Source organism: Marinomonas transparens (assembly GCF_016463975.1).
Classification (GTDB): domain Bacteria; phylum Pseudomonadota; class Gammaproteobacteria; order Pseudomonadales; family Marinomonadaceae; genus Marinomonas; species Marinomonas transparens.
On the sequence record NZ_JAEMNX010000020.1, the window covers coordinates 69768 to 84696 of the forward strand.

14 protein-coding genes and 1 other RNA gene are annotated in these 14929 nt (G+C 43.6%); 3 read left to right on the forward strand and 12 right to left on the reverse strand.

Translation table 11 applies throughout. The features are described 5' to 3' along the window. Position 1 precedes the first annotated feature (1 nt). The 12 genes from gspJ to ffs all read right to left on the reverse strand — a co-directional run bounded on the left by gspJ (position 2) and on the right by ffs (position 11359). Positions 2-616 carry a type II secretion system minor pseudopilin GspJ gene (gene gspJ, locus I8J31_RS15355; protein ID WP_199469461.1) on the reverse strand — a complete coding sequence of 205 codons (615 nt, stop codon included), beginning with the start codon at positions 614-616 and terminating at the stop codon, positions 2-4. Next, the gene (gene gspI, locus I8J31_RS15360; protein WP_199469462.1) at positions 613-1005 is read right to left on the reverse strand and encodes a type II secretion system minor pseudopilin GspI; all 393 of its coding nucleotides are present in this window, start codon (positions 1003-1005) and stop codon (positions 613-615) included. Before gspI ends, gspJ begins: the two co-directional genes overlap by 4 nt. Continuing rightward, positions 986-1501: a pilus assembly FimT family protein gene (locus I8J31_RS15365; protein ID WP_199469463.1), complete on the reverse strand. Its 516-nt coding sequence runs from the start codon at positions 1499-1501 to the stop codon at positions 986-988. Before I8J31_RS15365 ends, gspI begins: the two co-directional genes overlap by 20 nt. Continuing rightward, the gene (gene gspG / locus I8J31_RS15370; protein WP_267905898.1) at positions 1498-2025 is read right to left on the reverse strand and encodes a type II secretion system major pseudopilin GspG; all 528 of its coding nucleotides are present in this window, start codon (positions 2023-2025) and stop codon (positions 1498-1500) included. The genes I8J31_RS15365 and gspG overlap by 4 nt, the downstream gene beginning before the upstream one ends. A gap of 15 nt (positions 2026-2040) precedes the next feature. Further along, a complete protein-coding gene (locus tag I8J31_RS15375) occupies positions 2041-3243 on the reverse strand; it encodes a type II secretion system F family protein (RefSeq protein ID WP_199469464.1) in 1203 nt (400 codons plus the stop codon). A 4-nt stretch (positions 3244-3247) separates the two neighbouring features. Beyond that, complete coding sequence (gene gspE, locus I8J31_RS15380; protein WP_199469465.1) at positions 3248-4717, reverse strand: type II secretion system ATPase GspE; 1470 nt, start codon at positions 4715-4717, stop codon at positions 3248-3250. A 14-nt stretch (positions 4718-4731) separates the two neighbouring features. Next, positions 4732-6573 carry a type II secretion system secretin GspD gene (gene gspD / locus I8J31_RS15385; RefSeq protein WP_325101214.1) on the reverse strand — a complete coding sequence of 614 codons (1842 nt, stop codon included), beginning with the start codon at positions 6571-6573 and terminating at the stop codon, positions 4732-4734. Positions 6574-6760: 187 nt separating this feature from the next. After that, positions 6761-7303, reverse strand: coding sequence for a type II secretion system protein N (locus tag I8J31_RS15390; RefSeq protein WP_199469466.1), 543 nt, complete (start codon positions 7301-7303; stop codon positions 6761-6763). Positions 7304-7807: 504 nt separating this feature from the next. Further along, positions 7808-9955 (reverse strand): poly(ADP-ribose) polymerase family protein, encoded by a 2148-nt coding sequence (locus I8J31_RS15395; protein ID WP_199469467.1) that lies wholly within the window; start codon positions 9953-9955, stop codon positions 7808-7810. Further along, entirely contained in the window at positions 9936-10739 is an 804-nt protein-coding gene (locus I8J31_RS15400) for a transposase (RefSeq protein WP_267905899.1), read from the reverse strand. Before I8J31_RS15400 ends, I8J31_RS15395 begins: the two co-directional genes overlap by 20 nt. A 31-nt stretch (positions 10740-10770) precedes the next feature. Continuing rightward, positions 10771-11082, reverse strand: a complete 312-nt coding sequence (locus I8J31_RS15405; protein WP_199469469.1) for a hypothetical protein — start codon at positions 11080-11082, stop codon at positions 10771-10773. Positions 11083-11262: 180 nt separating this feature from the next. After that, positions 11263-11359, reverse strand: an RNA gene (gene ffs, locus I8J31_RS15410) — signal recognition particle sRNA small type. A 270-nt stretch (positions 11360-11629) separates the two neighbouring features. On the opposite strand from ffs, the gene hisI reads away from it, so the two are divergent. The 3 genes from hisI (at position 11630) to I8J31_RS15425 (ending at position 14799) form a co-directional block, all read left to right on the forward strand. After that, positions 11630-12034 carry a phosphoribosyl-AMP cyclohydrolase gene (gene hisI / locus I8J31_RS15415; protein WP_199469470.1) on the forward strand — a complete coding sequence of 135 codons (405 nt, stop codon included), beginning with the start codon at positions 11630-11632 and terminating at the stop codon, positions 12032-12034. Positions 12035-12266: 232 nt separating this feature from the next. Then, positions 12267-13934, forward strand: a complete 1668-nt coding sequence (locus tag I8J31_RS15420) for a methyl-accepting chemotaxis protein (protein WP_199469471.1) — start codon at positions 12267-12269, stop codon at positions 13932-13934. Between the two features lie 79 nt (positions 13935-14013). Then, positions 14014-14799, forward strand: a complete 786-nt coding sequence (locus tag I8J31_RS15425) for a class II glutamine amidotransferase (RefSeq protein ID WP_199469472.1) — start codon at positions 14014-14016, stop codon at positions 14797-14799. Positions 14800-14929 lie beyond the last annotated feature (130 nt).

Consider the following 14929-nt stretch of genomic DNA (forward strand, 5'->3'; position numbering starts at 1 on the left):
GCTAGCCTCCTTGTCCGGCAACGGGCGTGTCATCTATTGAGTAAGAAGCAACTTCAAAAATCCGTGTAAACTCGGCTTTGTCATTTATGGCCATAGTGACTTTAATGGCAACAGGAAGACCTTCATCCTCATCCGACCATGCTGCTAACCAAACCCCTTTCGCATTCATCACTTCTACTTCAAAAACACTCACATCCAGAAAGGTTTGCTCAATTGGCTCACTGTCAGAACTTCGATCAAGCACCCGCCAAAAACGTCGAATCAAACCACTATCGGCCAAACGATAAGACACTCGCTGAAACTGAGAGCGCTCTTCATTTAACGGATTGGCCCAGCCGGCACGGGTAAAAGTCAGCGCCTCACCGTCTAACATCAACGCAGCCTCTTGACTCTCAAGCGCGTCAATAATGGGACGATCTACAATTTGGCTCAGGTCACTTTCCAGCCTTAACCAAACTCGCGCCCCCTTCTCCAACCGTTGAGCCTCTTCCTTCACACTCAACTGAGCTTTAAAACTGGTCGTAATTAGCTGAGAAGCCACCAAGCCAATGAAGCCCGTAATCGCCAAGGTGACCAGCAACTCAATCAGTGTAAACCCCGCCTGATTCGACTTCATTGCGCCCCCGCTAACAAAACCGTTGGAACAAAGCTATTTAAACTATAAATAGGGTTATCAACATTCCCCTCAGGGTAAACATCCACCTCGACACGGGTTAAGGTGCCCGTTGCCTTACCAATAGACAATTTGGTTTTCCATTCCACTCCGCCTTGCTCTACCTCTTCATCAGAAAAAGAAGGACTTTGCTCTAAACGCAAGGCAATGCGTAATTCCGTCAAGCGATTCTCCGCTACCCAAACCGCCAGCATCTTTTGCTGTAAATAAGCCGTCTGATCAATCGCCGTAGACAAGGTCTTCATCGCTAAAATACTCACAGAAGACAAAATAACCACAGCGATCATCACTTCAATTAAAGAAAAGCCCCCGTTATTCGATGAAGATTTCATTAATGCCATCTCCATTAAGGGTCACTGAACTATCACTTAACGCGTCTTCTGAGCTCGCTTCCGAAAATAAAGTCAGTGTAAAAGGTAGGTATTCGCCACTTGATAAAAACACCAAGACACCATTCTTATTAAAATCGAGCACTTCCAATGCCTCTTCCATTTCACTGCCATTCGTCACCAGCTGAAATGAAAGAACCTTTGGCAAGGTATAAAGCGTACGTAACTTTTCCCATTCACCCTGCTTTTCCTGCCATAGACTCAAAGCGGAATTCGGCTCTCTCACCACCACAAAAGTACTACCTTTGATCCAACTCTGATCCACCACATCCTGCAAAACAAAGCGCAATGCTTGGCTTTCGGCCTCCAGCACATCGTCATCAGTACCGACCGCAATATAAGGCGATACCAAGCCAACAATAGAAACCAGAATAAACAACACAACCAGTAGCTCTAAAAGCGTAAAGCCACGCTGCTCAGAGCCACTCTTTACCATCATTGCAAATCAGTCGCCGCAATATCAGCGGCATCATCTTCACCGCCTTCAGCATTATCCGCACCCAAGGATAAAAGGTCGTAATTGCCTGACGAACCTGGGCTAATGTAGATAAATTCGTTACCCCAAGAATCCTGTGGTTGCTTAGGAAGATAACCCCCTTTTTTCCAGTTCTTTGCTTCTGGGAAACCCGATGGCTCGCTAACCAGCGCTTGTAAGCCTTGGGCAGTCGAAGGGAAACTGCCATTATCTAACTTATAAAGGTTCAAAGAAGTCACCACATCACGCATTTGAGCCTTGGTGACCGACACCTTAGCGTCATCCGCACGGCTCAGCAGATTAGGCGCGATCATGCCGACCAAAAAACCTAGAATCACCAGCACTATCATCATTTCAAGCAGAGTAAAGCCCTGTTGACCAGACTTCGCGCCCAAAACAAGAGCCTCTTGAGAAGTTGCAGCACGGTCAATTTGCTTTTCAGCGACTGGAGTCTGAGTCATTGAACGCATACTGAATGGAGTTTTCATTATGTCTTTCCCTATTTAACCTAAAAGTTGATTTAAATTCATAATGGGCAGCAAGATCGCTGTCACAATCAGCATAACGACCGCGCCCATCACCAGTAACATGGCAGGTTCAAATAATCCCACCATGGTACCGATCCAATTATTGGTATCTTCCTCTTGCTGTTTAGAGGCTTTCATTAACATGGCATCCAGCTCACCACTTTGCTCACCACTGATAATAAGCTGCAACATCATAGGTGGCATCAAGTCAGTTTCATCAAGCGCCGTGCCTAGCGCAATGCCTTCTTTTACCCTTTGTCTGGCGTCATTAAGCTTGGCCTGAACGATTTGATTTTCTGTGACCTGAGCGGCGATATTCATCGCGTCGACTAATGACACACCACTGTGAGCCAACATAGCCAAAGTACTGGTATAACGGGTTATCTGGATGGTTTTCACCGGCGCCCTTAACAACGGAGTACTCAGCACTAACTTGTCTCGTATTAAGCGTAAGCTGGCCTTCTTCATCGCCAGCCCATAAAGGAACACCAACACCACGCCACAGGCTAAAGAGAGCTTGCCATAGTCTTGAATCCAATGGCTGATATTCAACATAAATAAGGTAATGGGAGGTAATTCAGCGTTTTGACGCTGGAAAGCAGTGACAATATCGGGCATCACAGAGCCCAACAAAAACACCACAATCGCAATAGCCACTAACGTAAGAATAATGGGGTAAAGCATCGCCATACGTAACTTTTGCTGATTATTACGGGTACGCTCACTGAAGTTCGCCAGCTCAACCAACACCACAGCAAGAAAACCAGACTCCTCACCTGCCTTGACACTAGCACGAAAAATCTTTGGAAAAGCGTTAGGGTAACTGGCTAAAGAAGACGCCAATGAATTCCCCTCCAACACTTTAGAGCGAATCGCCAGCAACATGCTCACCAGTTTTTTCTTTTTACTTTGCCTTGCCACACCAGATAAAGCCTCTTCGATAGGCAAACCCGCTTCAATCAAGGTGGCTAACTGCCTTGTCAGCAAAGCTCGTTCTTTAACGCTAATCTTAGGGCTAAACCAATTACTGGCGTGGTATTCCTTACCTTGTTTACAGCGGATTAAAATGAGTTTTTGCTCACTGAGCTTTTTGCGTAAATGGCGCTCACTTTCCGCTTCCAGTACCCCTTTCTGTTTTTTGCCCAGTGGATTTAAGGCTAAATACTCATAAGCCGCCATGCTACTAAGCCTCAGCCTGCATCGTTTGTTCGACTCGCAAAATTTCTTTAATACTGGTTTCCCCTGCTAACACTTGGGCAAGACCACTTTGCTGCAAGCTCGCATGTTTACTGCGGGTGTATTTCTCAATATCGGATTCACCCGCCTTTTTATGAATCAAGTTCTTCAACTCGTGATCCACTTCAATAATCTCGTAAAACGCCAAACGACCACGGTAGCCCTGCCCAAAACACTCATTACAACCTTCAGGCTGATAATGAATAACCTCCTGATCAAGTGGCATTTCCAGCAGTTTTTTCGTTTCATCATCCGCCATCACGGGAGACTTACAATGGGGGCATAAACGTCTTGCTAAACGCTGAGCAATCACACCGACTAACGAAGAGGAAATAAGAAAAGGTTCTACCCCCATATCTTGCAAACGCGTAATCGCCCCCGCTGCGCTATTAGTATGTAAAGTTGACAGTACCAAATGACCAGTTAACGAGGCCTGAATAGAAATGTCTGCGGTTTCTTTATCCCGCACCTCACCCACCATCACCACATCAGGGTCTTGGCGCAAAATCGCCCTCAAGCCAGCGGCAAAAGTCATTTTGGCTTTCTCGTTCACTTGGGTCTGACCGATACCATTAATATGATATTCCACCGGGTCTTCCACCGTCATGATGTTACGTTTGCCATCATTAAGCTGGGCCAAGGCAGAATACAGTGTAGTGGTTTTACCTGAACCCGTTGGGCCAGTCACTAACAGAATACCATTCGGCTTATAGATGAGTTTTTTCAGGGTCTCGAGCTCTTCTTCTCGCATCCCAAGACTTTCAAAACCTAACTGAGTGGTTTCCTTATGAAGCAAACGCATCACCACACGTTCACCATAGGTCGAAGGAATGGTCGACACACGCACGTCGATTTCTTGGCCGGATAAACGAAGCTCAAGACGACCATCTTGAGGGACGCGTTTCTCAGCAATATCCAACTTTGCCATCACCTTAAGACGAGACACCAGCATGGGCGCGAGTGCGCGTTTAGGTTGTACCACTTCCCGTAATACACCATCAATGCGAAAGCGCACGCGCATATTTTTTTCAAAGGTTTCGATATGAATATCGGAGGCATTTTCTTTAATGGCTTCGCTTAAAATGGCATTGGTTAAGCGAATAATAGGCGCATCGCCTTCACTTTCTAACAGATCTTCATTTTCCGCAATGGCATCAATCGCAGAATTCAGGTCAATTTCTTCACCAAACCCCTGAGACAAAATATCGCTACTCTCCTGCTGATAGAAAGCCACCACTTGAGCATCAAATTCAGTATCCGAGAACAATTCTATTGTCGGTTCAAACGGGCTGACTCTAACCGCCTCCATCAGGGCAGATAGACTTGCTCTCTCCTTATGGATTAAACGACAACCAGTGTCGTCTGCCAGTAATAAAACCCCGTTTTCTTCAACAAAAGTAAAAGGTAAACTCAACATAATCAACCCTCTACTTAATCAAACAGTGAATCGACAGTCGCAGGTCTTACATCACCATTTGGCATAATCATTTCGATGGATTTAAAGGTGCGATAATTATCCCCCGTTACCGCATTCGCATGTTCTTTATTACGCAAAATCGTAGGCCGAATAAAAACTAAAAGATTACGCTTTGTTTTTTCTATGGAGCGACTGCGAAACAAAGCACCGAGCACAGGAATATCACCAAATAACGGCACCTTTTGATAAATTTCGTTAATATTGTCCTGCATTAAACCACCCAAAACGATGGTTTGATTATCACCAGCAATCACGGTAGTGGTAATTTCACGCTTAGTGGTAATAGTACCTAAGCTGCTCTGCTCAGACGATGCGGCTTCAACAATTTGTGTCACATCCATCTTTACTTCATCGCCAGCATTAATATGTGGCGTGACTTCTAAAGTTAGGCCGATATCATGGCGCTCTGTGGTCACAAAGGCATTATTGGTTGTGTCCGAATAACCACCCGTTTGAAATGGGCGCGTCTCACCCACTAAGATTTTAGATTTTTGATTATCCAAGGTCATAATTTTAGGCGTAGACAAAAGGTTAGCATTTGAATTGCCTTCAATTGCCTGCAAAACACCAGCAATATTCAAACTACCACTGGTAAAAGCACCACCGCCAGTGACTCCTTCGGCTAAGGCTGTCGTGCCCGTGCTCAGGTTATCGGCGAAACCAAGAATACTATTTCCAGCGGTCGTAAAGTTGCTGCCTAACAGACTGCCACCCCCACTGCTGTCTTCTAATAACCATTGAAAACCAAGCGCTTCATTATCCTCCATAACAACTTCAACAATGATGGCCTCAACCAACACCTGAGCTCGCGGAATATCTAACTCTTGAATAATGGGTGTTAAATCCGCCATCGCACTGGGTTCAGCACTAATCACTAAACGGTTCATCGACTTGTCGGCTTTAACAATCGATGAACCTCGGCTGTTTTTATCTTTCGGGTCAGCGCCCAGCAAGCTTGAAATAAGTTCCGCCGTTTCTGTTGCATCGGCATAACGAAGGGGAACAACATGCAATCGATTAGAGCGTTGTGCTGGTTGATCAAGCCGTTTAATCAATGATTCGACCTGATCTAAGGCATCAACCTCACCTTTTAAAATCAGCCGATTGGTACTTTCATCGGCAATCACTTTCGTCGTATGTTGTGAAGAAGCCCCATTGCCACCCTTCTTTTCATCGGCCAGATTGGTCAGCAAACTTAACAAATCGCCAGCCCAAGCATGAACCAACTGCACAACGCGAATTTCTTTATCCGAAGTATTATCAAGGCGTTGAATCAGCTTTTCTAATTCACGGATGTTATCTGCCCGGTCACTAATAATTAACGCATTGGCTTCTTTTACTGCGGCTAAATGGCCAAAAGGGGGAATAAGTGGACGGAGTATAGGGACAAGTTCTGCGGCAACCACATTCTTAATAGCAATCACCTCAGTCACCAATAAGGCACCAACGGTATTACTATCGGAGTCAAACCTTAAACCAGATTGCTTAGCATTACTCTGCGGGACAATTTTGATCCCTTCAGGCGTTTCAATCGCCGCGTAGCCATGCACACTCAACACAGTAAAAAATAGGTTCAATACGCTTTTTTTATCTAATTCAGTCTTAGAAACCACCGTTACCTTGCCCTTCACTCTAGGATCTAGAATAAAGCTCTTACCCGTGATTTCAGATACCTGATTAAGAAAAGCCTGAATGTCGGCTTGCTGCAAATTGACTTTCCATGTCTGACCAAAAGCTAAGCACGGCAATAAAACAAACATTACCGCTGTCATTTTAATAAAATTAATAATTTTCACATCTACCCTTATTATTCATCATCGGGGCCATCTTGCTCTGTTCATCTCATCAAAAGCAGAAAAAACCTCTGATTACTATTTAGTATTCATCCTTAAACGCCAAAATACAGCCCAAGTCATTCAGCTTTTATTTTTTGAGGAACTATCATTCATTACTTTTGATTTGATTGCCAGCTTATCGCACAAACTAATCACTCACCGTAAAACCAATAGACGCCTCTTGCTCTTCTTCAAGTGCGGGAAGCGTTTCAACGGCTACATTCGTTCCAAGTGGCAAAAGCTTATGTTGCTCGTCACTATTAGGAAAGCGCAAAACTTCTTTGCCATTTGATCGGCTTAATACCACATATTGACCATACACAGCATCTAAGGTGACGCCCCGTAGCACCTCGTCCCCAACACGAAGAGCCTGCTCGTCCTTTGCTCCCACCATAATAATCGCCATCCCGTCTTGTTGATTAAAAACTGGGACGGTTCCCTTTAAAGTCAGATTCAAATTGGTTTCTGTCAGAGTTATTTCGATATCAGGAAGCGGGCCAAATAGGTCGCCAGAAAGAGCAGAATAACCTTGGTCAGTCGTTTTTTTGGCGTCAAACTGTATATCTGGCAGCCATACCATTCGCGTCGGCATCATGCCCGCCACATCAAAAAAATAAGCGCCCCCCCCCATTAAAGCGAGGCAGAAAACACACCCCGTAACCGCTATTTTTTGCCTCATCCATACAGTCATAAGATATCCTTTTCTAACGACCACCAGCTAAAATTTAAAGTACTTATCACTCTGATTCTATTAGATATTCGCTAAAATCAAGCACCATACTCTTACCCCTCTACTTATAGCGCCTTACAAGCGAATGCACAAGCATTGTGAACCAAAGAAATTACAATAACTTACAGACATTAGAAGCCGCACTGCAACAACATCGCCTTAAAAAAGCAAAGTTTGTTTTTAATAGATTTTGGCGCTCAAACTAAACACACAACTTAAGCCACTTCAAAAGTAAGTTTGTTGGCTACTTGCCCTAAGCATTCATACATCTAGGCTTGAGAAGTCGATGACTTAGTAAATAAACTAAAGTTGAGCCATTGCTCTGGGAGAATCCGATTCTTTGTAATATTAGAGATCAGCTACCGCTCTAATAAAATAAGGCCCCTACTTAAACCCAAGTAGAGGCCTTATTTTGTCTCAACACATGCTGAACCATCTCATCATGTACATAATCGTTTTTTCAGATTATTGAACAATATCACTGCGCCCAGCGACGATAGGGACTTCCCCTTCCCAACGGTTTGCGGTATTTATCACTTCCAGCTCGAAGCGACTTGGGTCTATCTGTCGTGCAGCAGGAATAACAATGGCCCTCTCTGCTAAAGCCCAGCTAATAAAGGTTTCGGTGTAATCAATACCATTGCTATTACCATAACCCTCTTTCGCTCGACCACGCATCAAATAAAGCTGTTCAAGATCATTTACGCTTGAGAAGTTAATGTCAGAACCAACCAACTCACGGGCTAAGCTATCCGCTTCTGGAGTGTCTAAATAGGGTCCAAAGTTATACAAACGATTTGCGGCATCGCTCGGCAGGTAGACACGTAATATACGACCTGTTGCTACTTGGTTATCGATGCCAGCTTGGCTAGCCAATTCAATATCCTCAGAAACATTCAGTCCTTTCCATTGACGTCTATTCGCATAATTATCATCACTCTGTTCATACTCCGGCTGCTCCACTCTTGCTACACCCTCGTTAACCATGGCCTGCGCTACAGCATATTGCGGTTCCAAACGGTAGCCTACAAATTGATAACCGCCAGCATGCAAGTAGAGATGAACTTGATGAAGTTGACTACCTGTAAAATCATGGAGCTTGTTCGCATCATACGGACGATCAAGCAGCGCGACAGCAGAAAGGGTGTCGTTGGCATGAGCGATGGCCTCTGAAGAACCGATAATGTTTCCATACCCGCTACTATCCATAACTAACACTTCGTTTAAGCTATGCGCAAGCTTCGCCTTATCACTCAGTTCTTGAAGCATCACCTCATTACCCGCAACAGAAACAACAGGCGCCTCTAGCAAGACTTCTGCGGACTCAGGTAACAGAGAATTTAATGCGAGTCCGTCTTCCTCGTATGACCAAAAACTAAGCCCTACCTTATGTATATTGTATTTGCCATGGAGGCGAACATCTGCGTAGTTCGCCTTTCTTTGCAATGCCTCAATCTGCTCATCGGTGAGACTAGAAAAAATGGAGGGATTACAAATCCTAAGGGCGGCTAGCATGCCTTCTGAACCAAGTATTTCTGTCTTAAGGCCGTTAAATCCATCGAAATAATGGCTCACATGCTGAGCCAGAGCCTGTACCATAGTACATTGGGTTATTTCATCCCTGGTATAAAGAGCTTGGTCAGACATGTAAATCGCTTTTTTTGATCTATCATAAACAGCTTGAAAAGGAGGAAGCGTACCGTCAACGTTATTAACAGTAAGGCCGTTATAACCCAGCACCTCTGCACCACTAAGCTCCTGATACTCTGACACATGCGGCATCCATTGTTTCAATGCGCTGGTATTTTGATTGTTTTTAGCCTGCTCAAGCATAGTCAACAATTCACTCGCTTTGCTTTGGTGCCCTTCCCCAAATATTTTGTCAACATCTGACTCAGAAGCGAGTATTTCCATCATATCTTTAATGCCATTCATCATCGCAACAAACACAGATGTACCGCTGTAGCGTGGGTTGGAAAAGGCTGTGTTTAGTGAATATTGAGGGTAATAGATGTCTTTGCAGTGAAATTGTGAGAGCTTGATGTTCTGCACTGAAGCCGTTTTGGAAATCGTTGAAGAACAGTTTTGCAACCCGGAAGTCTCTCCCGAAACAGTAAATTTTTTCACGTCGATAAAAAAATTACTGTCAAAGGAAGCCTGTGAGGTACTACCAATTGCATGCGGACAAGCGTATTTTTCAGTTAAGCTTTTAGGGCCTAGGTGGTATGACATATCGTAAGGGTTACTAGAGCCTGCAGTATTATTATTACACTCGCTAATGTCTTCCACGTTTTTAGTGGGGTTATTTACCAACTGCTCAGCACATGCCTTGTACCTAGCGACAGCACGCTTTCTCGCGGTGTTTGCTTGAATTCCCCCATGTCGTCCAGCCGTGGTATAAGGTGCCGAATACCGGTATCCACCTGCCGTTATTGGATCGCCGTTATAATCTATACCAATAGCTATATCTACAGGGATGACATGACATGTCCTCACCCTCTCTGCTTGTACAGAAAAAGAAGCAAATGCCAGTAATGTGACAGAAATATATTTCGCGGTTTTCAATAAATGTGGAAAATGGTGATCTTTTAGCTTAATTACTCTTATTTTCATAACCAATATCCTTCTTAGTCATAGGGAAATACCCAAACCGAATAATAGCCATAACCTTTAAGCATAACAAGTATGCGAAATCGACTAGACTAGGCCTCAGTCCCTGAGGTATCTCCACGAATTTAAGCCATAAACCTTCTCCTTTAAATAGCTGTTCGGCGAATTCACGAATCCCTTCTCGCCATTGTTTAAGGGTAATTTTGAGGTTCGTAGATAACGCTCTTTTGCCCAGAAAAAAGTGAGAGAGTCTCCTGCGTTTTCGAGTGCTAGAAGATTGAAAACGATAAGCCAATCCAGACAGTTCAATAACTTTACCCAACAAAATAAGTACCATGACAGTGAGCGTTGTGAGCAAAACCAACAGCGCCATTCTGGCTAATTTTTTAGTGTGGTTATGCTCAAAGCCTAATCCAAATTCAGTACTTTTCATGTATCTAAAACTTTCTTCAATTTGCATTCTCGTTTGATAAACTTTGACGCTTTTCTTGGCAAACGAGCTGTTCTTTGGCAGTGATGAAATCAACAACCACGGCTCCTTTGCTCCGCGATCAGCGGTTAATGAAGTCTTTGATGATTTCGTTGATCCGTCTTGATTTAAGGAGTGCCGACCTTTTAGTTTTCCTTTGTAGAGCACTAAGTAACAAAAATACGACTTGTATTTACCTAGCGTTAATGAAAAAGGCTTTGGTGTATGACTTGCTTGAGGAAATAGGTGTGAAATACAGCGCCACGACTGGCTTACTTCATCGAAAAAAGTGTCGTGGTCGACGCACGCGTCCGACATAATCCCACCCTAAGCTTTTTACTAACTCGATCTAAGGCATTTTAAAACCCGCATCTGTGAAAATGATTGGTTTGACATCTTTTGGTAAAAGAGACTTCAGCTTGGAAAGAAAGTACTTATGTGTTTTGGGTTTCTCCTTGGTTTTAATACCATGCACTTCTTCGTATAGAGTAAATGGCCGACCTTGAAAGGCCACTACCGCTCTGATGAGAAAGTGTTGTTTTTGAGCATCAAGGTCAGACCAATCGACACTGATAATGGGTTGTCCTTTGCTAGCAAAAAGGTGACACATGTGAGCATAAATAGAGAGCGGTTCTTGTTGTAAGTGAACGTTAGAAAGCACTCGATCAGCACGCTTAATACAGTGTTTTTCAAAAGCTTTAGATTGAATAATTCGTGGGGATGCCTCAGGACTAGCCCCCGAGCTAAACACGCCACGGAGCAGAATTATATACGTCCATTTTAGAAATAGGGCATTTCAAAAATAATGGAAGGATATAAATAAAGTAAGTTAAGGTGGCATCTCCACCAGCCGCACCTCGGCACACAAGTCCACCGCTGTGGCTGCTTCCTTCCGGACCTGACCAGATTAACGGTTTATTGTTGCGAGGGGACCAGCAGAGACACCATAAAGGAGGCCTGTTGACCTTGGGGCGCAATTATACGCAGGCAATTTCAAATATCAACAGCATTCTTACGTTTTTCAAATACTTAGCGATTCATTGTATTGAGCGCCCTTGCCTCTTACTTTTTCTGAATTCCTTATCATGCCTACCATTATCTATAACCGATTATCTATTTACGCTAAGATACGCGCCTAGAAAGTCATAAAACTGGTAAGTTGATGTTATTTATCAAAAAAATTACTAACAAAGCAAGGTAACAGCCATATGAGTTTAAAAGAATACGAAAATCTCGCAAAAGGCGACAAGCTGCCTTTAGATACGATATTAGCCAACTTAAAAGCCGACGCTTCTGGTTTGATTGCCGCTATTGCTCAGCAACACGACACGGGTGAAGTTTTGATGCTGGCCTATATGAATGAAAAATCCATACGTGAAACCCTCGAAACAGGTCAGGTATGCTATTGGTCTCGCTCTCGTCAAACCTATTGGCGCAAAGGCGAAAGCTCAGGTCACCGTCAATCTTTGGTTTCTATGTCATTTGACTGTGATGGTGACTGCATTCTATTAAAAGTCGATCAACAAGGCCCTGCTTGCCACACCAATCGACGCGATTGCTTCTTCTTTAAAGTTGAAGACAATGAGGTCATTATTAATTCCGCTCCAATCTAACCATATAACCCCAAACCGAACCGATCAGTCATATTCTTTACACAAAGCGCATAAAAAACTGGATGTGTGCGCTTTTCCTATATTTATTACTAATTTTTTCCTTATTTAGTGGACAAAAAAACTAGATTATTTATCATGATCGGACGATAAGTGTAACTCTATGTAATTAGGCATAGGACTTGCTTATATCTATTCGGGTGACACCTCCCCAAGTTATAAAACTGGAGCAATCATGATAATTTTTTCCGTAAGAACGAAAATACTCTCTCTTATCGCACTATTTTCCATTGCCATTATTGGCATTAGTGTCAGCTCTGCCCTTTCCAGTAAATCTGTTTCCGCTGAATTACAGACACTGTCTGATCAAAGCTTACAACTAATGAAAAATCTCGAAAAAAGCCGCCAGCTTTTGCTTCAACAAACCGTTGAATTCGAACGAGGTTTCTTTCAAGTATCTATTGCTAAATCCCTTGGCGGATATGGCACAGAGCGAATTACCGAATCCTCTGAACAATTTAAAACCTATACTACAGAATTGATAACCAGCATAGAAAACGTCAAGGTCATTCTTGCCGACCTTCCTAAAAGCGACGGTTTAAACGCCTTATTAGAACAAATCAACGCCCTTGAAGAACAACAAGCCATTTTCTTAGAAGCCAGTACTAAAACCTATGAATGGTGGGTAAAACTTAAGACAATGCAGGCGAACAAATCGCGTCGTATTGCTGATGCCAGCTTGCAAACAGTCAATGAGCAAATGGAAACCATCATTACCTCTATCGATGAATACAGCCATCAGGTTGCTGACAATCAAAGCAGCAAATTAAATAACGCCATCTACACCAGTGGCATACTAGCAACTGTACTTATTATTGTCGGTGTTTTTATTAGTCTCATTATCGTTAACGGCATCTGTAACCCGCTAAAAAAAGCCGTAAAACGAGCAGAAGAAATTGCCTCTGGCGAATTAGTAGAAGCCACCTCTAAAAGCACCCGTAAAGACGAAATTGGCTCACTAGAAATCGCGATGGATAAACTCGTCGAACAATTAAGCAGTATTTTGCATGAAGTTGCTGAATCCAGCTCAATTTTGACCAACGCAGCAAATAACCTAAATACAATCACCCATGAATCTTCCAAGATGGTAGAACGCCAACAGCAGGAGACGTCTCTCATTTCACAAGCCATACAAGAAATCCAAACCACAGCGGTACATGTATCTGAATCCACTAGCGACGCAAGTCAAGCCGCCCATATAGCAGAAAGTGCAGCAGCGGAAGGCTCTGACATAGTCTCGGCGACCATTAAAGACATTGAAGAACTGGCAGAAGAAATTTCTGGCTCAGCAGATACCATCAATAACTTGCAGTCCAATACCAAAGAAATCAGCAGTTTTTTAAATGTCATTTTAGGCATTGCAGAACAAACCAACTTACTTGCTCTTAACGCCGCTATCGAGGCTGCTCGTGCTGGCGAACAGGGCCGAGGCTTTGCGGTGGTTGCAGACGAAGTCCGCCACTTAGCAAGAAACACACAAGATGCCACACAACAAATTGAGAAAATGATCGCCCTATTGCAAACCGGCACAAACTCCGCAGTAGCCGCCATGTCCTCTAGCTACAAGCGTTCAATGAGTGCTGTAGAACAAGTAAGACACGAAGAAGATTCGCTGAGAAATATCAACCTTTCCGTCTCTAAGATACGCGATATGAATGATAGAATTTCAGCAACAGCAGAAGAGCAAGCCAGCGTCACAGCAGAAGTAAGTAATAATGTCTCTAACATTACCGACATTGCCTCCCAAACAACGGATTCGATTCACTCTATTACTCAATCTGCTGAGCAACTGGCAGACCTAGCCACGCAGCTATCCGCTAAAATTCATTATTTTAAAGTGTAAAATGCTCTAAACTTATCGATTAGAAAGGAAGTTTTCATTCCCTCTTTTTATTTTCATTGCGCTGCTGTAGGAGACAAAAATGTGCCGCTGGATGGCTTATCACGGTGAGCCCGTATACCTTGAATCATTACTCTTCAAACAGGAACATTCCTTAATACACCAAAGCTTAAGTGCGAGAAAATCTGAAGTCACAGTAAATGCAGATGGTTTTGGGCTAGGTTGGTATGACGAACGAGAAGAGCCCGGCCTTTATCATGAGGTTCTACCTGCATGGAGCGACAGCAATTTAAAAAGCCTAGCTAGACACATAAAAAGTGGATTGTTCTTCGCCCATGTTCGCGCCTCAACAGGTACGGAAACGAATCGTTCAAACTGCCACCCATTCAGCTACAAGAATTGGCTGTTCATGCACAACGGTCAAATTGGTGGTTATGAGTCCCTACGTTGGCAAATGGATCGCTTAATTCCCGAGCACTTATACAACCACCGCCATGGGGCGACAGACTCAGAAGTCATTTTTCTGTTAATGATTGCCAATGGCTTAGAAAGCAATCCAGAGCAAGCAATAACAGTGACTTTGGAACAAATTATTAGCATGATGAAGCAGAAAAAGATCGAAGAGCCATTACGCTTCACTGCCGTGCTTTCTAATGGCGAAGAGATCATTGCCGTGCGCTTTTCCAGTGATGATCAAGCCCCAAGTCTTTACTGCAAGCAATTTGATAATCACATCGTTATTGGTTCGGAACCACTGGATCTTTCGAGCGAAAGCTGGACACTGGTTCCAGCAGGCCACGTGGCGAAGATCAAAGAAAACCGTTTCCACATTCAGTCCTTACCTGAATTACTAAAAATGACCGCCTAAGCGGTCATTTTTGGTGCAATAGGGTGAGTTTAAAAGCAGCAACGCTTTCCTTCGAAACAAGCGCTTAGCGACTGAAAAGTGACTTTTATTAACTTAACCTTCTTCGCGCTTCCTCTTCACGACTTTCCTC